15 protein-coding genes are annotated in these 19,620 nt (G+C 51.9%); 5 read left to right on the top strand and 10 right to left on the bottom strand.

The genetic code is table 11. The annotated features are described in order from the left end of the window. Positions 1-16: 16 nt before the first annotated feature. The 4 genes from B153_RS0101275 to B153_RS0101260 all read right to left on the bottom strand — a co-directional run bounded on the left by B153_RS0101275 (position 17) and on the right by B153_RS0101260 (position 4,470). Positions 17-1,228: an ATP-grasp domain-containing protein gene (locus B153_RS0101275; RefSeq protein ID WP_020594840.1), complete on the bottom strand. Its 1,212-nt coding sequence runs from the start codon at positions 1,226-1,228 to the stop codon at positions 17-19. Between the two features lie 118 nt (positions 1,229-1,346). After that, a complete protein-coding gene (locus B153_RS0101270) occupies positions 1,347-2,825 on the bottom strand; it encodes a leucyl aminopeptidase family protein (RefSeq protein ID WP_020594839.1) in 1,479 nt (492 codons plus the stop codon). Between the two features lie 58 nt (positions 2,826-2,883). Further along, positions 2,884-3,957: an alpha/beta hydrolase gene (locus B153_RS0101265; protein WP_020594838.1), complete on the bottom strand. Its 1,074-nt coding sequence runs from the start codon at positions 3,955-3,957 to the stop codon at positions 2,884-2,886. An 84-nt stretch (positions 3,958-4,041) separates the two neighbouring features. Continuing rightward, on the bottom strand, positions 4,042-4,470 hold the full coding sequence (locus B153_RS0101260; RefSeq protein WP_020594837.1) for a response regulator: 429 nt from the start codon (positions 4,468-4,470) through the stop codon (positions 4,042-4,044). Positions 4,471-4,844: 374 nt separating this feature from the next. On the opposite strand from B153_RS0101260, the gene B153_RS0101255 reads away from it, so the two are divergent. The 4 genes from B153_RS0101255 to B153_RS0101240 all read left to right on the top strand — a co-directional run bounded on the left by B153_RS0101255 (position 4,845) and on the right by B153_RS0101240 (position 11,104). Continuing rightward, positions 4,845-6,020, top strand: a complete 1,176-nt coding sequence (locus B153_RS0101255; RefSeq protein WP_020594836.1) for a DUF4856 domain-containing protein — start codon at positions 4,845-4,847, stop codon at positions 6,018-6,020. Positions 6,021-6,091: 71 nt separating this feature from the next. Beyond that, positions 6,092-7,246: an imelysin family protein gene (locus tag B153_RS0101250; protein WP_040760603.1), complete on the top strand. Its 1,155-nt coding sequence runs from the start codon at positions 6,092-6,094 to the stop codon at positions 7,244-7,246. 107 nt (positions 7,247-7,353) lie between these two features. Next, positions 7,354-8,703 carry an HTTM domain-containing protein gene (locus B153_RS0101245; RefSeq protein ID WP_026261830.1) on the top strand — a complete coding sequence of 450 codons (1,350 nt, stop codon included), beginning with the start codon at positions 7,354-7,356 and terminating at the stop codon, positions 8,701-8,703. Further along, entirely contained in the window at positions 8,681-11,104 is a 2,424-nt protein-coding gene (locus B153_RS0101240) for a TonB-dependent receptor domain-containing protein (protein WP_020594832.1), read from the top strand. Before B153_RS0101245 ends, B153_RS0101240 begins: the two co-directional genes overlap by 23 nt. Here the strand turns inward: B153_RS0101240 and B153_RS34470 are convergent. From B153_RS34470 to B153_RS0101220, 4 genes are all read right to left on the bottom strand, one after another. Then, positions 11,054-12,706: a SulP family inorganic anion transporter gene (locus B153_RS34470; protein WP_020594831.1), complete on the bottom strand. Its 1,653-nt coding sequence runs from the start codon at positions 12,704-12,706 to the stop codon at positions 11,054-11,056. The two genes, B153_RS0101240 and B153_RS34470, sit on opposite strands and share 51 nt — an antisense overlap. 117 nt (positions 12,707-12,823) lie before the next feature. Beyond that, positions 12,824-13,141: a DUF2059 domain-containing protein gene (locus B153_RS0101230; RefSeq protein WP_020594830.1), complete on the bottom strand. Its 318-nt coding sequence runs from the start codon at positions 13,139-13,141 to the stop codon at positions 12,824-12,826. A 110-nt stretch (positions 13,142-13,251) separates the two neighbouring features. After that, entirely contained in the window at positions 13,252-14,619 is a 1,368-nt protein-coding gene (locus B153_RS0101225; RefSeq protein WP_020594829.1) for a HAMP domain-containing sensor histidine kinase, read from the bottom strand. 4 nt (positions 14,620-14,623) lie between these two features. Beyond that, positions 14,624-15,307 carry a response regulator transcription factor gene (locus B153_RS0101220; RefSeq protein ID WP_020594828.1) on the bottom strand — a complete coding sequence of 228 codons (684 nt, stop codon included), beginning with the start codon at positions 15,305-15,307 and terminating at the stop codon, positions 14,624-14,626. Positions 15,308-15,479: 172 nt separating this feature from the next. Between B153_RS0101220 and B153_RS0101215 the strand changes: the two genes are divergently transcribed. Then, positions 15,480-15,878 carry a hypothetical protein gene (locus B153_RS0101215; RefSeq protein ID WP_020594827.1) on the top strand — a complete coding sequence of 133 codons (399 nt, stop codon included), beginning with the start codon at positions 15,480-15,482 and terminating at the stop codon, positions 15,876-15,878. A 60-nt stretch (positions 15,879-15,938) separates the two neighbouring features. Here B153_RS0101215 and B153_RS0101210 read toward each other — a convergent pair whose 3' ends face one another. Both B153_RS0101210 and B153_RS0101205 read right to left on the bottom strand, forming a co-directional pair. Further along, positions 15,939-17,150, bottom strand: coding sequence for a sialidase family protein (locus B153_RS0101210; protein WP_020594826.1), 1,212 nt, complete (start codon positions 17,148-17,150; stop codon positions 15,939-15,941). A gap of 94 nt (positions 17,151-17,244) precedes the next feature. Next, complete coding sequence (locus B153_RS0101205; protein WP_026261829.1) at positions 17,245-19,587, bottom strand: TonB-dependent receptor; 2,343 nt, start codon at positions 19,585-19,587, stop codon at positions 17,245-17,247. Positions 19,588-19,620 lie beyond the last annotated feature (33 nt).

Raw genomic sequence — 19,620 nt, 5'->3', positions numbered from 1 at the left:
GACTACTTAATAACGATTAATTCGTCGGTTTGTCGGGCAGGGGGGCCGATGCGTGGAACTCCTGATAAATTCGGTGCATGTAATTGTCCAGCAGATTTAAAATCTCCGACCGATCGTCGGAGCGGACAATCACTCCGACATGATATTCCTTTTTCATACGCCACCAGATCTCTGGCTCGGTAAACACCGACAGGTCGGGCCATTGCTGCCGGGCCAGTGAGATAATTAACCCTGCATAGCGGGAGTGGTCTGTTGGTGGAATGTAGTGCTCTTTACGGGCCATCGCGATCTCCAGCTTAGCCCATTCGCGCCAGAGGTTCACGCCCGATGCGGCTTCGACCATCTCGGCAATGTTTGCCCCCCCCACACGCGAGGACGTTTCCAGAAAATAGAGTTCCCCATCATGATCACCCCGGATGTACTCCGAATGTGAGGCACTGTACCGCATCCCGAAAGCCGCCAGCACCTGATCGTTTATCTGGCTTAAGGCTGAGTTTTCGGGCGTCCCAAGCGGTAAAGTAGCCGTTCGGAAAACACCACCCCCATGCGCCACTTCCATAGGCGTTGCCAGATATTGGCTCACCCGGGTAAAAACGGCCTTCCCATCAACCGAGAGTGCATCGACGTGATAGACTTTACCCGGCTTAAATTCTTCGATCAGGTAATGATGCCGTTTATCTTCCAGCAGGTGTATGGCCGACCAGGCTTCTTCGAGGGAGTGTACTTTTCGGATACCCGTTGTCGACGCTTCGGAACGGGGTTTGAGGAGCCAGGGCGATTCCGTCGTTTGCAGAAAAGCCGTAATAGCCTCGTCATTAAAAAGTGGGCTAAACGCTGGAACCCGAATACCGGCCGATGCCGCTCGCATCCGCATCGCCAGTTTATCCCGGAAGTAACGGGCGGTGGTTTGTCCCATCCCATCGATCCGAAAGGTTTCGCGGATGAGCGCCCCCTTTTCCACGTCAAAATCATCCAGCGCCACCACCCGATTGATCCGTCGCGAACGCATGGCATGGGCCAACCCGACGATCATTTGTTCCAGATCATTCGGTTCGTTGCTAGGCGATGGCAGGTAAAAAAACTCATCGATTGCTTCGCGCGGCCAGGCTTCGTTAGCCAGTTTCTGATCGGTCAGTAAATAGACCGTATTGCCCAATTCCTTACAGGCTCGCATGAATTCGTGCCCCTTGAAAAAGGTGGCGATGCACAAAAATGACAACTGGCTCATAGGCATGTAGTTTGTAGTGCTCAGCTTACGGCAGGCAAATTATAAACTGAGCACCATAAAACCTGTTCGTGTTTTCACCGAAAAAGATACGGCCAAAAGATTAAATCGCGAATTTTTCTTAGCGACTTTCTGCAATAAGCGTTTGTAAATAGGACGTTAGCAGTCGAATTCCAAAGCCCGTTGCATTCTTTTGTGAACCGAATTCAGTATCGGCAAACGCCATTCCGGCTATGTCGAGGTGCGCCCAGGCCGGGTGGTTTTCCGTAAATACTTCCAGGAATTTGGCGGCACTGATGGCTCCCGCTACTGGCTTACCACTGAAGTTTTTCACATCGGCCACATCCGACTTAATATCTTCCGTATACGCGTCCCAGATCGGCAACCGCCAGAGGTGTTCGCCCGTTTGATTCGCTGCGTCGATAAGTTTACCCGCCAGCGCATCATTGGCGGTAAATAACCCGGCAGCATGGTATCCCAAAGCCGCAATGACACTACCCGTCAGCGTAGCCAGATCAATCAGAACATCCGGGCTGTAATGACGCACCATATATCCTAGGCCATCGGCCAGAATGACGCGTCCTTCCGCATCCGTATCGATGATTTCGATGGTTTTGCCGATGTAGGAAGTAATCACATCACCCGGTTTGGTGGAGCGGCCGTCAATGGCATTTTCGGTAGCAGGCACTATACCCACTACGTGAATGGGCAGTTTCAGCTTGGCCGCAACTTCTACCGTACCCAACACAGCCGCAGCACCACCCATATCGCTTTTCATGAGGTGCATGTTTGATGAGGCCTTGATCGATACCCCGCCCGTATCGAACGTGACGCCTTTTCCGACCAGCCCAACAGTTAATACAGAGCTGCTATCGGCCGGTTTGTATTCTGTGATGATGAGCACCGGAGGCACATCGCTGCCCTGACTCACACTCAACAAAGCCCCCAGTTTTTGCCGCTCCAGTTCCGCTTTATCCAGCACCGTTACGGTATACCCATACTGCTTACCCGAAGCCTGTGCCCAGTCGGCCAGAGTTTGCGGTTGCTTGTAATTGGCAGGTGCATTCATCAGATCCAGTATTTGTCGCTGCGTTTGGGCAATGGCTTCGGCCCGAGCCAGCGCTTCCTGCGCAACAGGCTCCACTTCGGGCGACACCCTTAGCGTAAGCTGGCCCGACTCGGAGAAGAAAACGGGAACGTCGGGCTTATCGGTCTGGTACAACTTCAAATCATACCCACCCCACCGAACACCCACAACCACATTTTCGGCTACATCCCCTTCAAACTGGGTCAGATCAATCGCAACCTGTGCCGATAGCTTTGCTTTCTGGTCGAAAAAAAACCTTCGGAATACCCGTAACCAATCCATTCCCTTCGGATCAGCCCCCATTCCAAGCAGATACGTTTTGGCCCCCTCCGCGCTATAGAGCGTAAAAATTTCCTTCGCATCCGCTTTAAAATCACGTTGCAGAACCGCCAGCGGAATAGGTAGTTGCTGAGCAAGCTCGGTTAGGCGACTGCTCAGTTCGGTCTGTACAACCGGAATAATCAAATCGCCTGTCGGCGGGTTTGTTGTTTGTAGTGCAATGTTCACGAGCATACTGTTTTGACGTTCGGAATTCTGACGTTTGGCGGTAAAAGTAGTTCAAACCCCAAACTTATTCATAAAACAGCCACTCCACCGCTTTCGGAAACTCACGACTCCAGTGGGCTTCCTGGTGCGTCCCCGTAGGATCGACCGACAAATAAATATCGATTGGATTGCCCCCATACTGTTGACGCGCCAGTGCTTCCCGAAAACGTTCAATATTCGGAATCATAAAACGGGACTCCTGCTCACCGCCATAAGCATAAATTTTCATGGATACGGGCGCTTTGAAGCGAATGGCATCGAAGTAGATTTTAGGCGAAATCCAGAGCGAAGGCGAAAAGACCATTAAACGACCAAACACATTCGGATGCATCAGGCCCGCATAGATACTGATTAGCCCGCCCAGCGAACTACCTCCAATGCCGGTATGCTCGGCATCGGGCAAGGTACGATATCGGCTGTCGACAACGGGTTTGATCACATGACGAATGAAATCGAGGTAGTACTGGCCTCGCCCTTTTCCAGCTCGGGTGGTCTGAAAGGTAAACTCCCGGATGCGGGCTTCTTCGGCATGGTCGATCGAAACCAGAATAACTTCATGGTGATACCGCGCAGCCAGCAAGGCCATTTTCTGGTCGATTTCCCAGCTTCCGTACCCCACTCCCCCGCCGAACAGGTTTTGCCCATCGTGTAGATACAGCACCGGATACCGCTTGTCGGTTTGGGTATAATCGTGCGGCAGCAGCACATAGACCCGCCGAGTCTGGTTAATTTTAGGGGCGTCGAACGTGTTGCCAAGCAATTCAATTTTAGGCAGCCACGCGGGATTGAAAGGCATGCCGTACCAGCGCCAATGAGGCACAAAATCCGATTTAAGCCCTGCATTGGCCAAAACCGTTCGGTTAGGCACTGCCTCGCCGGATGCATCCAGTTCGACATGATCCCAGCCACCACGGGTGTATTTATAATCGAATTGATGGGGAAGCGACCAGGCATCAGGAAACTCGTACACATACTGCCCTGGCCCTAGGGATTGCATCCGAAACTGGTCAACATCCGGATACCAGTCACAAAAACCACCCGACACAAATACCGGACGGTCATCGTGAACAGGCGTATTCAATTCTAAACGTAACGACATACGTACAGAATCGGATCCCTAAAAAGTTGGTTCAAAATCGCTCTGAAAATAGCTGGCAAGGGTCTGCTTCCCGGCAGAAACCGATCAGGCCAGCGCCCAGCGTTCGCTGAGGGAAGTTACCATGGTTACCAGTTCCTGATAACTGGCGGGCTTGGTCAGGCATTGATTGGCTCCAAGAGCCAGGCTCCGCTGCCGATCAGATTTATCCGATGACGTGGTCAGCATCACAACGGGCAGTTCGGCATAGGTAGGGGTGTTCCGCAATTGGGTCAGGGTTTCGAACCCATTCTGCCGCGTCATATTGATATCCAGTAAGATCAACTGAGGAATGGTTTCTGCAACCGTCAGGCGAGGCAACACCTGATCTCCATCCGTAAGCATCAGTACACTAACGGGCGTTTTCAGATCTTCGAAGGCAGAACGGATAAAAAGACGATCATCCTCATCGTCATCAACCACCCAGACGGAGGGCGGATTAACCGGAATATAACTCGCTGACAGGTGAAAAGCCATGACTTTATTCACGTTAAAATACGCTGGTGATGTTGAGTACTTAGCAATTCACCGACTGATTACGGTGCGAAAAAGGCCTTAAAACGACAAAGTGAATCCTGGGATAAAGCGTCGATTTATTACGAATCGTGTTGTAGGGTTATCGCAGGATTGCTTCCAGGTGGCTGATGTGTGGTATCTGAGCGGAGTCAAATATACCAACCTACCGAATAATAAACTACCAATCTGTCAATTATTTAACAATACTTTAATCATTTTCCAACTTCTGAAAACATCATCAGCCACAGGCTTATTTAAAAAAAATCTAAATAAATTTTATACTTAGTCTAAATAGTAAATACCTTTGCGGGCGAAATCAGACAACCGATTGATTCATGCTAAAGCTTTTTCGCCTTTCACAACTTCTTCCTGTTTTTGCCTTGACAGCCATTCTGGCTTCGTGTAAAGATGGAGACGAAAACCCAACCACTGTCCGCCCTCAACTTCGCAAAACGGTTGACTACGCCAAACTGACCGACACCACGACCTATGCTACGTTCTTTGTCGATGACAAGGGTGCCAAAACGGTCGATCTAACAACAGGTAGTACGCTTCTGTCGATGTTCCGGGCGATCAACACCTATAACAGTACGGCTGCCAGTGCCGGAGCCGTGCTCGATGCTACGGTTCTGAAAAATATGTTCGCAAATACCGGGAATCCGTTTTCGGGAACGGCCAATGCCGCCTTAAACACGTCAGGCGTTCAGCTTCGGGCCTTAACAGCTTCTTCGCTGTCGTCGTCGGATGCCGAAAAAGAGCGGCAGACCATCGAAGCAGCCTTCTCGGCCATGGCTACAGCCAGCCAATCGGCCACAGCTACCGCTTCGGAAGGAAAGCCGGGAAAACTGGGCACCTATCTGGTCGATGAAAAAGGCATTGAATGGGCGCAGATCATTCAGAAATCGCTCATTGGCGCGTTTCAGGTCGATTATATCGCCAACGTACTTCTGAGCGACAAAAATCTGGCGCTCGATAACGCAACGGTTGTAAACGGTAAAACCTATACGCAGCTTGAACAGAACTGGGATCAGATTTTCGGCATTATCACGGCAAACCCAGTTTACGGCTCGAAAGCGACCTCTACCTCCTCGGGTGAGAGCTTTATTGGCTCCTATATGTGGGAATACAATAAGGATGATTTCCCGAAAATTCATAAAGCTCTTCTGACGGGCCGGGCTGCTATTGTAAACAACGACATGACCACCCTGAAAACCCAGGCTACCTTTATCCGCTCGGCCATGGAAAAAGCCATTGCGGCTGCGGCACTGGGGTATCTGGGCAAATGGAAAACGGCCGGTACCAACACATCGGCGGCTGCTCACGCGATGGGCGAAGGACTAGGTTTTATATACAGCCTGCGGTATGCGAAACTGAACAATGCCGACGCTACCTTCTCCGACGGTCTTCTGACGAATCTGGTTTACTCATCCCCCAATGGCTTCTGGGGTTTAACGAATGCCAAAATTGATGCGGCTTCAACTGCCATCAAAACCAAGTTTAATATCCAATAACTGCTTAGTCACGTTAACGCAATGCCTACAGGGCGGTGTTTTTAATGCCGCTCTGTCACTTTTTAGAACTCATGAGACAAATCAGGTGGAAACAGATCGGCTTTGCGGGCATCCTGTTCGGGATGCTCTGGGCCTGCTCCGGGGGAGGAACGGATACACCGTCGCCCACGAATCCTACCAATCAGGCCGACAGCGACCGGAAGGCCATGCTCACCAACATCGCTGACAACATTATTGTACCGGCCTACGCCAATTTCAAAACGAAGCTGGATGCCATGACTGCCAAATCGGATGCGTTTTCGGCTAAACCTGACAAGGCTTCGCTGGCCGATTTTCGGCAGGCCTGGGTGGATGCCTACACCGAATGGCAGAAAGTGGAACTCTTCGATGTTGGCCCGGCCGAGCAGTATACCCTTCGCAATTTTTTCAACATTTACCCAGCCAATACAACCGGGATCGAAGAATACATTACGGCGGGTTCAGGTTCGTTCGATGTGCCGCTCTCCTATCCAAAACAAGGATTCCCAGCTTTGGATTACCTGATCAACGGACTGGGCAGTACAGACGACGCCATTGTGGCGCGGTATACGACGGCTGCCGATGCGGCCAAACGAATCGCGTACCTGAAGCGCCTGACCACCCAGATGAACTCGGTGTTCACAACGGTATATACCCAATGGACCACGGGGGGCTATCGGGATACATTCATCAACTGTACAGCCCTTAATGCGGGTTGCTCCACGGGCAAACTCGTCAATGGGTACGTACTCAACTACGAACGGTACATTCGTTCGGGCAAAATCGGTATTCCATCAGGAGCCATGACCAACGGGACCGTATCGCCCGATAAAGTTGAGGCTTACTATAAAAAAGACCTTTCCCTGGCACTAGCCAAAACCGCTCATCAGGCATCGGTAGATTTCTTCAATGGCAAGAGCGTAAAAACCGGACAGGAAGGCCCTGGCCTGAAAAGCTATCTGACGAGTCTGGGGGCAAAAGACAGCCAAACCGGCAAATCGCTGGTCGAGATCATCAATGCGCAGTTTGACCTGGTTAGTCAAAAACTTGGCCTTCTCAAAGCCGATCTGTCCGACGACGTAAAGACCAATAATACGGCTGTGACCCAAGTGTATACCGAGATGCAGAAAGCCGTTCGGATGCTCAAAGTAGACATGACTTCGGCCATGAGCATCACGATCACCTACACGGATAATGATGGAGATTAATTAATGGTTGCAGGCTGCTGTTTCCTGTTTTTTGCGGGTTCGTGTGAGAACGGTGGCTACGCCCACCGACCGAAAGCAGGAAACAGCAGACTGAACCTTCGTTACTAATGCCTGCTTATTTTCATAGAACAACACCAGCCGCTCCACTAGCCCTTTTCAGGCTTCTGTTTGGGCTCATGCTCTTCGGGAGCATTGTTCGTTTCTGGAGCAACGGCTGGATTGCGGAACTGTATGAAAAACCGCATTACTTCTTCCCGTTTTATGGGTTCGAATTTGTAAAGCCACTGGGCGAATACACCTGCCTTCTGTTTATGATTTGTGGTGTATCGGCGCTGCTGGTGGCGATTGGGTTATTTTATCGGGTTGCCATTGTCAGCCTGTTTCTGAGTTTTTCGTACATCGAACTGATCGACAAGAGCACGTATCTGAATCACTACTACTTCGTCAGTATGATTTGTCTGCTGCTCATGTTCCTGCCCGCCCATGCCTATTTTTCGGTCGATGCGTATCGTAGCCGGGCGCTGCTGGCCGATCAGATTCCGGCCTGGTGCATCGACGCGCTCAAACTATTTGTCGCCCTGTTGTATGTATTTGCCGGATTAGCCAAACTCAACAGCGACTGGATTTTACATGCTCAGCCGTTACGAATCTGGTTACCAGCGCATAACGACCTTCCGCTTATCGGATTTCTGTTCAATTACCCCTGGATACCCTATGTGTTCAGCGTCTTTGGCTGTATATACGACCTGAGCATACCCTTTCTGCTCTGGAACCACGCCACCCGGCCGTTTGCCTATGTCGCTGTCGTTGTCTTTCATGGCCTTACGGCGCTGCTGTTTCCCATCGGGATGTTCCCTTACGTCATGATGGTGACGGCGCTGATCTTTTTCTCGCCGAGTGTTCATCAACGGATCATCAACCAGCTAGGCAAATGGCTTTCGGCCTCATCCCAGTTTCTACGCCCCCGCCGAACGTATCGGTATTCACCAGGCGTAAAAACGGCCATATTGACCCTGTTCGGCCTCTTTTTCATCGTCCAGCTTCTGTTTCCTTTCCGCTATCTGCTGTATCCGGGCGAATTGTTCTGGACGGAGCAGGGCTACCGATTTTCGTGGCGGGTGATGCTCATGGAGAAAGCGGGCTATGCCCAATTCATGATAAAAGATCGGTTCGGTCATCAAACCATCGTCAACAACAGCCGGTTTCTTACCCCTTTGCAGGAGAAAATGATGGCGACCCAGCCCGATATGCTTCTGCAATACGCGCACATTCTGCGAGACTACTACGCGAAAAACGGTTTTCATAACCCGGAAGTGTATGTCGATTCGTACGTAGCTCTAAACGGTCGACTCGGCAAACCACTCATCGACCCCACAATAAACCTGGCCAATGAGCAGGACTCATTCAAGCCAAAAGCATGGATTACACCATTTCATGATACGATTTACGGTTTTTAGTTTTCTAGCCAGCACCTTTCTTACCACCACCGTTCTCGCTCAATACCGGATTACGGGTATGGTACGGGCCCGACACGACAGTAGTGCCGTGCAAGGCTGTACGGTCTACCTGAACGACGGCAAACGAAGCACGATCACCGACAGCCTAGGCCGATTCGTATTCGTCAATCTCCCGACGGGCGAACACCTGTTGCAAACGACCAGCCCTGACTTTAAAACCTCCCGACAAGCGGTAACCATTCAGGCTCAGGACCAGTACATAGCCCTCTGGCTTAGCAACCGGCAGGAGAATCTGAAAGAGGTAACGGTTACAGATAAACAGGCAGACTTTGGCTTTACGCGGATGCGCGGGGTCGAAAGCATGGGGATTTACGAAGGGAAAAAGACAGAAGTGATTTTACCGGAACAACTGGTGGCTAATCTGGCAACGAACAATGCCCGTCAGATTTATGCCCGTGTGGCCGGATTAAACATCTGGGAAAATGAAGGAGCGGGACTTCAGCTTAGTATCGGTGGTCGTGGCCTCGACCCCAACCGTAGCTCCAATTTCAACGTCCGGCAAAATGGTTACGACATCAGTGCCGATGCGTTGGGCTATCCCGAAAGCTATTACACGCCACCTATTGAAGCCGTCGGGCGTATTCAGATTGTTCGGGGTGCAGCCTCCCTTCAGTACGGAACGCAGTTTGGTGGGTTGCTGAATTTTGTGATGAAAAAGCCCGTAACCAACCGAAAACTGGAACTGACGGCCCGACAAACGATTGGCTCATTCGGATTTTACAACACCTTTACCAGTGCCAGCGGAACCGTAGGCAAGCTGAGTTACTACACGTTTTTCCAGTACAAAAAAGGGGACGGCTGGCGACCAAATTCCCAATTCACCAACTACACGGCCTACGCCGACATCGATTACCACTTCTCGGAAAACACCACCCTGGGCTTCGACCTTACGCAGATGAGCTACCTGGCCCAGCAACCAGGTGGCCTGACGGATGCCATGTTTGCCGACGATGCGCGCCAGAGCAACCGCGAGCGCAACTGGTTTAAGGTCAACTGGACGATGCCTGCGTTACATTTCGATCATAAGTTCAACCCCAACCATGAAGTCAACGTACGCCTATTTAGCCTGAATGCGTATCGGTATTCGCTGGGGTTCCGGCCCAACCGGGTTGCCAGTGTTGATGACAACAGCGAACGCGATCTGATCAAAGGCGATTTTCAGAACTGGGGAGCCGAAGCCCGGTACCTAAAACGGTATTACCTGGGCAAGCAACAGGCTGTTCTGCTGGTTGGGAGCCGGTATTATCACGGGTTCAACCACAGTACGCAGGGGCTGGGCAGTACGGGCAACGATGCGAATTTCAACTTTATCAGCGATGCGCAGGCCATTACTTACGACTACCGTTTTCCGAACCGAAACGCATCGGTATTTGCCGAAAACATCATTTACCTGGGCAACAAGCTCTCCATCACGCCCGGTCTGCGCTACGAGTACATCTATACCACGGCCGATGGCTTTTACGGCACCACGATTCGGGACCTGGCGGGAAATATCATCAGTTCGGCCCGTACCAGCGAGTACCGTACCAATGGCCGACAGTTTGTGCTGGGAGGGCTGGGTATCAGCTATAAGCCAACGGGCCAGCTAGACCTTTACGGCAACCTGTCGCAGAACTACCGCTCCATCACGTTTAGCGATATGCGCATTGCGAACCCCTCGCAGGTGATCGACCCGAACTTGCAGGACGAAAAAGGCTATTCGCTCGATCTGGGCATCCGCAGTACCCAAACGACGCTATACAATTTTGACATCAGCGCATTTTACCTGAATTACAACAACCGCATTGGCGAAGTACAGTTCTACGATGAAAACCAGCGGGTACTCCGTCGGCGGGGCAACATCGGGCAGGCCGTTATTATGGGGCTGGAATCTTATGCCGAAGCAGATTTACTACGGATAGCGAATCCAGCCAATGTCGATCTGAGCGGGGTTTTGTTTGCCAACGTAGCGCTGATTCATTCGGAATACAAAGCCAGCGAAGTGGCCGGAGTGGTAGGCAATCAGGTTGAATTTGTGCCCAACGTAAACCTCAAAAGCGGGGTTCGGCTGGGGTACAAAAACCTGAAAGCCTCCCTCCAGTACACCCACCTCTCCGACCAATTCTCGGATGCCACCAATGCCCGCGAAGGGGGCGTGTCGGCCGTTATCGGTCTGATTCCGGCCTATACCATTCTGGATGCCAGCCTGTCGTATCAGTTTAGCAAGTTTCGGGTAGAAGGTAGCCTGAATAACCTCGCCAACACCGTTTATTTTACCCGACGGGCCACAGGTTATCCAGGTCCTGGCATTCTACCTTCCGACGGCCGCAGTGTTTATCTGACCGTGCAGGTGAAACTCTGAGTTTTTGCGGTGGCTCTTTCCGGTATCGCTGGAATTGAAAACGGGGGGTAGATCGGCGTTCGGGCTGGGGCGAAAAATGAGCCGAATGTTCCGTTGCTTAGCGCCGATACCGAAATTCTGAATAGCCGTAACCACATCACTGTCGATATATGATGACTGGCTCCCGTCGATTTCGATAATCGCGTTGTCGGGGATACTTTTCAGCAACTTCATCACGCGGGCTTTGCTCAAGAACGACACATAATCGCCCAGGCTCACGTGAATCCGTTTGATGTCGCTATCCCACTCGGTCCGTACCTGGTGCGTATTTCGGTAATGATCGCGCAGGATAAAGAAAACCCCCGTTACCATCCCGATCCCAATCCCCGTCAGCAAGTCGGTCAGTACAACGGCCAATACCGTGACGCAGAAAGGAATGAACTTGGCGGGCCCTTCGGCAAAAGTGGATTTGAAAATGTCGATCCGCGCCAGTTTATACCCCGTTACCAGCAGAATCGACGCCAGACTCGCCCAGGGAATTTTGTTGAGCACCGCTGGGAGGGTTACCACACAAACCAGCAGCAACGATCCGTGCAGTAAAGCCGCCAGTTTGGTACGAGCCCCCGCGTTGATGCTCACCGAACTCCGAACAATCACCGACGTCAGCGGAATACCCCCGATCAGGCCACTAATCACGTTCCCGATACCCTGTGCTTTCAGCTCGTGGTTGGCGGGTGTTTTCCGCTTCAGCGGGTCCAGTTCATCACAGGCTTCAACGGCCAGCAGTGCCTCCAGACTGGCCACCAGCGCAATGGCGATGGCCGACGAATACACCATTGGGTTGTTCCACTGCGAAAAATCAGGAAAGGTAAATAGCTTGAAAAAGCCCTCTACGCTGTCGGAAACGGGGAGCTGCACCAGATGATTACCCGACAAGGCCCATTGCGGAGCCATCAGTTTCATGAATTCGTTCGTCAGAATCCCCAACACGACGACAACCAACGCTGCGGGGACATTTTTGGCAAACGCCTGCCGCTTGAACGACGGGCGTTCCCACACATAGAACACCGTAAGCGAAACAACCGTAATCAGAATAGCCGTCAGGCTAAACTGGCTCATGGCCATACGCAGTTGCTCGTTCAGGTCGAACCCGTTGGGTTGAAACAGCACCAGCCCTTCGGCCGCGTCGGCATCGTACCCAACCAGGTGTGGCAGTTGCTTAATAATCAGCATGATACCAATACCAGCCAGCATGCCTTTAATGACCGACGAAGGAAAGAAATTGCTGACATTACCTGCCTTGGCAAACCCAAATCCGATCTGAAACAGCCCGGCTATGCACAAGGCCAGCAGAAAGGCAGGAAAAGACCCCAGGGTCTGAATGGCACCCAGGGTAACGACGATCAGCCCGGCTTCGGGTCCTGAAATACTAAGCGCCGACCGACTGAAAATGCCGACGATCAGCCCCCCCACAATACCGGCAATGATGCCCGCAAACAGAGGAGCCCCGGAGGCCAGGGCAATGCCCAGGCACAGGGGTACGGCGACCAGAAACGAAATGGCTCCGCCCCGAATATCGCCCAGTCGGTTTTTAGGTTCTATAACTTGATTCACGTTGAGCATGTGTCTATGTCGTATGTAGTTGCATTCGGTAAAAAATAGTGCCTGCCCTAAACCGGAAGCTCTGTACGAGGCATTTCAGAGCAACCGCTTAGGGCAGGACTTCTGCGTACCGACCGCTTACAGTTCGCGGGCGGTCAATGCAGTTGGTGAACCGGCCGGCTGTCGGGTCGACAGTTTTCGCCCGGTTGGTGTTTCGATCTGTTGAAGGCGTTGTTCCAGCCGGATTGTTTCTTTGTAGAGGGAATCGGCCCGCTGGCTTTCGATTTCATACTGTGTCCGGTACGCTTTGGTAATCAATTGCTTCTGTCGATTATCGACATATAGATTGTAGGCGATACACCCCACGATAAACCCCCAGACGGTTAGCCAGTTGATGTATTTCCTGGAAGTTCTCCCACTGCCATTTTTGTTGTTCATAGCCCGAAAACCGTTCATAGTTCGTGCGTGCTTTTCCAGACAACAAAGTTCTTTTAACGAACCTACTCTTTCATTAAGAGGCTGTTAGAAGTCAATGAGAGGACTGTTAGAAGTTGATTAGAAATCGATTAGAGCGATTTAGGCAGACGAACGGTAAAAGTAGTACCCTGCTCGGGTTGCGAGATCACATCGATCTGGCCGTAGTGGAGTTGAATAATCCGATAGGTCAGGGGCAGGCCGACTCCATGCCCGTGAATGCGCTTGACGTTCTGCGCCCGGAAGAAAGGTTCATAAATCTGCTTCAGGTCGGCTTCCGAAATCCCAATTCCTTCGTCTTCAAACCGGATCGTGACCCAGCGATTGTTGGCCCCCAGCGTAACCTTTACCTGCTTGTTCGCGGAAAACTTACAGCCATTTTCCATCAGATTGAAAAAGGCCGAATACAGCAGCGATTTATTACCAGCGATGGTCAGCGAAGGCTGAATCGACTCCACTTCGCCATCGAACGAAAATACGACCGAGTACTCTTCCTGATGATTCATCAGCATCTGTGCGGCCTGATAGATGACTTCATCGACCGCTACCTCACTGAATTTCAACGGAGTAGCCCCCAAACTCACCAGCGTCAGATTGAGCAGGTTATTGGTCAGTTTGTTCATCCGCTGAATCACATCAAGAGCCGCCCGCCATTTGGCCTCGTGTTCTTCAACGGTGCGCCGTTTCATCAGCGTCACTTCGATCTGTCCGGTAATGATCGTTAGGGGTGTACGCAGTTCATGCGACGCATTGGCCACAAAATTTCGCTGTACTTCAAACGCTTCCTGCACCCGGTCGAGCATCAGGTTGAAGGTACGGGCCAGTTGGGCCAGCTCGTCCTGATCGTTACCCGCCGTTAGCCGACGGTTCAGGTTCGATGCCGTGATCTGGTCGACCTCCTGAATGACCCTGGAAATGGGCCGCAGCGATCGTCCGGCATACGCCCAGCCCACCATACCGACCAACGCCAGACTACAAACCAGCCCAACGCCCATAATGGTGCTCAGATGCCCCATTTCTTCGATGCCATACTGGTCATAGGCCGACGCAACCAGCACATACTCCTGCTTATGGTGCAGGTACGTAAACCCGACAATCTCGACTTTATTCTGCCGTAAAAAAATTTCTTTTTTCTGCCGGATACGCTGTAAGACAACAGGTTCGACAATGGATCGGGATTGGGTTGAATACACGAGCCGCCCCTGCTGGTCGTATACGTTGATCTGCTCCTGAGGCAAGGCGGTCAGGTTGTTCCGCTCGATAATTCGCAGTAAACGCGTGTCTACCTCTGCTTCATCCAGCAACAGACGAGCCGTCGTTTTGGCCTTATCGCTCAGCCGAAGGTAAAAATCCCGTTGGCGGAAATACTCAGCTGTAGCATACACTACAAATGAGAACAGGAGCAGTATGGCCGCAACGACCCCCACAAACGTAAACGAAAGGCGCGTGCGTATTCTCATGAGTTTACTCGTCAGAGGCCTGCATAATGTAGCCGATCCCGCTAAGGGTATGAATCAGCTTGAGCGGGAAATCTTTATCGATCTTTTTGCGCAGGTAATTGACGTACACATCGACCACATTGGTGCCTGTATCGAACGAAAGGTCCCACACATGCTCCATAATATCCTGCCGGGTGAGCGCCCGATTCTGATTCTTCAGAAAAAACTCCAGCAGAGCCAGTTCGCGGGCGGTCAGCAGTATCTTTTGATTTCCCCGCTTCACCGCTTTGCTCTGCAAGTTGAGTTCCAGATCAGCAATTTTGAGTACGGTGGGCTCCTGAACCACAACGCCATTTCGCCGGTTCAGCGCCCGCAGCCGGGCCACAAGTTCCCGAAATTCAAAGGGTTTTACCAGATAATCGTCGGCACCGGCATCGAAACCTGTCAGTTTATTTTCGGTACTGCCAAAGGCCGTCAGCATCAGGATTGGCAGGGTTTCGTATTTGTTCCGAATCATGCGGCACAGGTCATATCCGCTGATGACGGGGAGGTTCACGTCCAGAATAACCGTATCGTATTCATGGTCGGCCAGTTGCTGGTTCGCTTCCATGGCATTGCCTGCAATATCGGCGCTAAAGTCGTACTCTTCCAGCCCATTTTTAATCAGCGACGCAACTTCCCATTCATCTTCTACGATCAAAATTCGCATACTGCCCTCCGATAGCGACTCACCCGGTCGCAGCGAAATTACGTGTTTTTTGGTTAGGCCTCACCCCTTTAAACGAGCCCGTTCCCTTATTTACCCATTTGTTCGAAGACAATTCACGGTACAAACGGTTTTGCTTCTGTACGTCTTTGACCTACATAAATGCATGCAACGTATGAAAAACCTACTGATTCTTTCGACTCTATTCTTCTTTGCGGGGCTGATCAATGCCCAGGCTCAATCGTCCAACACCGAAACCAATGCAGGCAAGCAGGGGTCGGCCACGACCAGCCATGCCGGAAATGCCAACAACGGCCAGCTCAAAGGGAAGGGCGTGCCGTACAATAAGGAAGCGCAGCAGAAGGGCGCTACGGTAGGCAAAAAATCAAACCGACTCATTCCCGAATCATCGATCAGTACGGAATCGGATCGGAGCCGCCAGGATGCGGGTAAAATGTCGGTTGGTAGTCACAACCCGCAGCGGGATAATGAAACTCAGTTCAACAAAAAGAAAGGCAACCGAATCCTGCCCCGAACCGGAAGCAAGGCCGACAGTAGCCAACAGCGTAGGTAGCGTAATGGGGCGTTTCAGGTATAGGGTAAGATCCGCTGAGGGCTTACCCTATGCCTGAAATTACCACGCATCCAGCCACCGAACAACGATCACGGCCTTCTGTTTGTCTTTGCTCTGTTCGTAAGCGACCAGCGTTCCTTTATCCGTCGACAGAACCGCCGGGTACGTACCATCGACGGTTTCGGGCGTCAGGTAGGTTGTGGTACTGACGTCTTGTCCGGTCATGGTGCGCATCCCGATCCGCTGCACAAACGAACCCATCTCGCCGGAACCATCTTTCGAAACCGATTCATCCCATACCCAGGTCAACCGCCCGTTGGCGGCCGAAACTTGTGGATGTTTGGCGCGATTCGTCAGTACACTTGATACGAGCTTATCCGAACCTAATCTGGCCAGTCGAAGTCCCGCCGATTCCTCCTTGCCCGAAAACCAGGTCACCAGCATATCGTTGCCCATCTGCGCTACGACAGGGCCTGCGTGCGGGCAAGCAGCTACCTGCCAGTTGTCGGCAAAAACAACCTGCGGTTTGCTGAATGTTTTGCCCCCATCGGCCGATACTGCTGTGCTCATATCGCGGGCAGCGGGGGACCCTTTCTGGGTCGGTATCATATCCCGATAAGTCAGGTGAATGCGTTTCTGGCTATCGACAAATACGTTGGTACGGCAACATTGGCAGGCATTTTCATCGACCAGTACGGCCGGGCCAAAACCCTTGCCTTTCGTTGTCTGAGCAAATACGACCGGACGCCCCTCCTGCCCAGGCAATTTCTCGTCAAGCCAGACCGCACCGATTTCTCCATTCGGTAAGCGGGTAATATCGGCAAATGAATGGCTTTTGCCGGGGGTTGCATCCTGATGTACGGGCTGGGCATCCGACCAGGTTTTTCCACCATCGGCCGATAGCGTATACAGCAGATCACCCGCAAAACGAGACGCGGCAGTAGGGCGCGGCACTTCAAAAACAGCCAGCATCGTACCATCGGTTTTTACAGCTATTTTGGGCATCCCTTCGGCATGAGCCGACAGTCCGTCAGGTGCTTTTACCCGGATTTTCTCTCCAAAGGTTTGTCCACCATCGGTTGAGGTCGCGAAGTAGAAAACAGCTTCTTTCTCATTGAGTTTTTCGACCCAGCTTAGCAAAGGATTACCAGCCGCATCGGTCGTCAGGCGGGGTACAGCGCCCACAAATTGCGGATTCGACAGGGCCGTTTCTTTCCCCGGTTTTTCGGCCATAAGGCCCAGCAAAACAAGTAAAGTCAATACGCTTTTCATACTTTTTTTCTTTGTTACAGAGAGATTCACAGCGTTAGGGCGGAGACACACAGAGGATTGATCAGACCACCAATGTGTATCTCCGTCAGTCATCCTACTTTCCCGAAAAACTATACTGAACCCCGATCACAAACGTGCGTGGAGCCGCTGGCGTATAGGTAGTTCGGTCGGTCGAGTTGTTACCGCGCGTGGCGTTGGTGGCATATAGTACATTCGTCACGTTCAGGACGTTGGTATACACCTCAATGCCTTTCCACTGATACCCCAGGCGGGCATTGGCAAAGTCATACCCATTGTAACGAACGGTGTTGATCTGGTTCTGATACCAGCCCGACACATGTTGCCACTCCAGCGAAGCCCGCAGGTTTTTAGCCCAGGCCGGATAGTACGTCACTTCGGTGTTCCAGAGTGTGCGCGGAGCCGAAGGCATATCCTTACCATTCACATTCTGAATCACATCCGACACCCGCTGGCTCAAGGTAAACTCGTCAAACCGATGCAGGGCATGCGTTCCGCCGAATCGCACAAATAGCTGTTTGGAGGGCCGATAGGTAAGCCCTAACTCAATACCCCGGTGCAGCGTTCGACCCGCGCTCTGGTAGTCCGTCGAGTTGTCGGGCTGGCGGATGCTGAGTAACTCGTTGGTGCCCTTCATCTGATAGAGCGCCACATCGACATACACTTTATTATTCAGCAGCGACGCCCAGCCGCCGATTTCCATATTGTCGAACTTAGCGGGTTGCAGGTTGTAGTAGAATAAGTCCCCACTGGCCGTTGGCGTGGTTCGTTTCAGGAAAATCGACGTAAGGGCCGGGGGCGAAAACCCTTTGGCATAATTGGCATATAAGCCCTTGCCGTTACCCAGATCATAAGTTGCGCCGATTTTGGGGGTTACCTGGCTGTACTCCTTACTACCTGATGTTTTATCCAGCGAATTGGTATAATCGAACGCCATACGGTCGTAGCGCAGGCCGGCCGATAGCCGAAGTTTGGGCAGAGGCTCCAGATCGTATTGCACATAAGCCGCCAGATTATGAATATCGGCCTTATAGTTTGCCAACTGAATATCTGGCCGCTCGGCTACCTGTGTATATTTCAGAACTGATTTTTTATCGGCCCGTAACTCGGTCGTCAGATCGGTCTGGTAGGCGTAATACGTATTGGGCGACAGATCGAGTGTAGTTCCGACAATCAGCTTACTATTCAGAAAATTCAGTCGCTGCGTATGCTGGGCGATGAATCCCGAACTGCTGAAATCGTTGCTGTTCACCTGTCCCGTCGCCGTTGCGGCACCTGTTGTCCAGCGAATTGAGTAGGCCGGGTTCTGCCCTACGCTATTGTTCCGGACAAAGGCCGTCAGAAACGACTGTGAGCCATTTTTCCAATCGTGTTCCAGCGTTAGGCGGCTCCGAAGGGAGAACGTTTTTCGGTACGTAAAATCCGTTGTACTGACGTATTGCCGGGCAAAAAAGGCCGTACTATCCACACTCCCACTGGTTTGCGACGAATAGTCGTTGTACGACACCGTACCCGTCAGACGAGTGCGGGGTGTAAAAGCATATTCGAGCCGGGCAAAATACGACGACTTATCGTAGTCGGAACTGGCGAGCCACGAATTGCGCTGACGAGCCACGAGGCCACCTACATAGATGCCAAACTTACCCTGCCGGGCACCCGCGCCAAACTGGAGCCGTTTGTATCCCCACTGATCGAATTGAATCCCCACTTTGGCCGTTGGCACAGCCGTGGGGCGCTGGGTAATGAAATTGACCGCTCCTCCTACGGCTTCGGGCCCATAGATCGACGAAACAGGCCCTTTTACTACTTCAATGGAGCTAACCGTAAACTGATTCAGTTCCAGCAGGGCATTGTGGTTAAACACACCCATCGGCCGAATCGGAACCCCATCTTCCATGTACAGGAAATACGCATTGGTGGTCATCGGCTGCCGAATGGCCATCATATGCTGCTCGTTGTTGAGGTTCACCATCAATACACCGGGGGTTTTGTTGATAACCTCGTAGATGCTGGTCGGCTTGGTATCGTCAATCAGTTTGGGGGAGAGTTTCGAGATCGCGATAGGTGTTTCGGTACGCAGGGCTGCCTCCCGATTGCCCGTCACCACAACGGTCTGTAAATCTTCTACGACCGGTTCCAGCGCAATCCGAATCGGTTGATCGGGCGTAATGGTCACTTCCTGACGACGATACCCAACCGCCGATACGCTCACTTTTGACGGAAGCTGGCCCAGTGAGAAATGGCCGTTTGCATCGGTAACGCGACCCGACTTACCCTCCTGCCAGTGTATGGTTACACCGGGAATAGGTTCTTTGGTTTGGGCATCGAAAACAAGCCCCTGGTTGGCGTTCTGCGCCCATGCACAAAACGTAGTAATCACCCATAGCCCACAGGCTACGAGAAGTCTATATGTATTCACGAAAGCTTAGTTTAAGTCTGAAAATAAATGAGT

Origin of the sequence: Spirosoma panaciterrae DSM 21099 (assembly GCF_000374025.1) — a bacterium.
In the GTDB taxonomy this organism is placed as follows: Bacteria; Bacteroidota; Bacteroidia; order Cytophagales; family Spirosomataceae; genus Spirosoma; species Spirosoma panaciterrae.
The sequence above is the reverse complement of the archived record's forward strand: the minus strand, read 5'-3'. Positions and strand labels throughout refer to the sequence as shown.

Coding starts and splice junctions, on each gene's coding strand:
- B153_RS0101225 (WP_020594829.1), bottom strand. CDS start 14,619: ATGAGAATACGCACGCGCCTTTCGTTTACGTTTGTGGGGGTCGTTGCG.
- B153_RS0101275 (WP_020594840.1), bottom strand. CDS start 1,228: ATGAGCCAGTTGTCATTTTTGTGCATCGCCACCTTTTTCAAGGGGCAC.
- B153_RS0101215 (WP_020594827.1), top strand. CDS start 15,480: ATGAAAAACCTACTGATTCTTTCGACTCTATTCTTCTTTGCGGGGCTG.
- B153_RS0101270 (WP_020594839.1), bottom strand. CDS start 2,825: ATGCTCGTGAACATTGCACTACAAACAACAAACCCGCCGACAGGCGAT.
- B153_RS34470 (WP_020594831.1), bottom strand. CDS start 12,706: ATGCTCAACGTGAATCAAGTTATAGAACCTAAAAACCGACTGGGCGAT.
- B153_RS0101260 (WP_020594837.1), bottom strand. CDS start 4,470: ATGGCTTTTCACCTGTCAGCGAGTTATATTCCGGTTAATCCGCCCTCC.
- B153_RS0101250 (WP_040760603.1), top strand. CDS start 6,092: ATGAGACAAATCAGGTGGAAACAGATCGGCTTTGCGGGCATCCTGTTC.
- B153_RS0101265 (WP_020594838.1), bottom strand. CDS start 3,957: ATGTCGTTACGTTTAGAATTGAATACGCCTGTTCACGATGACCGTCCG.
- B153_RS0101245 (WP_026261830.1), top strand. CDS start 7,354: ATGCCTGCTTATTTTCATAGAACAACACCAGCCGCTCCACTAGCCCTT.
- B153_RS0101240 (WP_020594832.1), top strand. CDS start 8,681: ATGATACGATTTACGGTTTTTAGTTTTCTAGCCAGCACCTTTCTTACC.
- B153_RS0101230 (WP_020594830.1), bottom strand. CDS start 13,141: ATGAACGGTTTTCGGGCTATGAACAACAAAAATGGCAGTGGGAGAACT.
- B153_RS0101210 (WP_020594826.1), bottom strand. CDS start 17,150: ATGAAAAGCGTATTGACTTTACTTGTTTTGCTGGGCCTTATGGCCGAA.
- B153_RS0101220 (WP_020594828.1), bottom strand. CDS start 15,307: ATGCGAATTTTGATCGTAGAAGATGAATGGGAAGTTGCGTCGCTGATT.
- B153_RS0101255 (WP_020594836.1), top strand. CDS start 4,845: ATGCTAAAGCTTTTTCGCCTTTCACAACTTCTTCCTGTTTTTGCCTTG.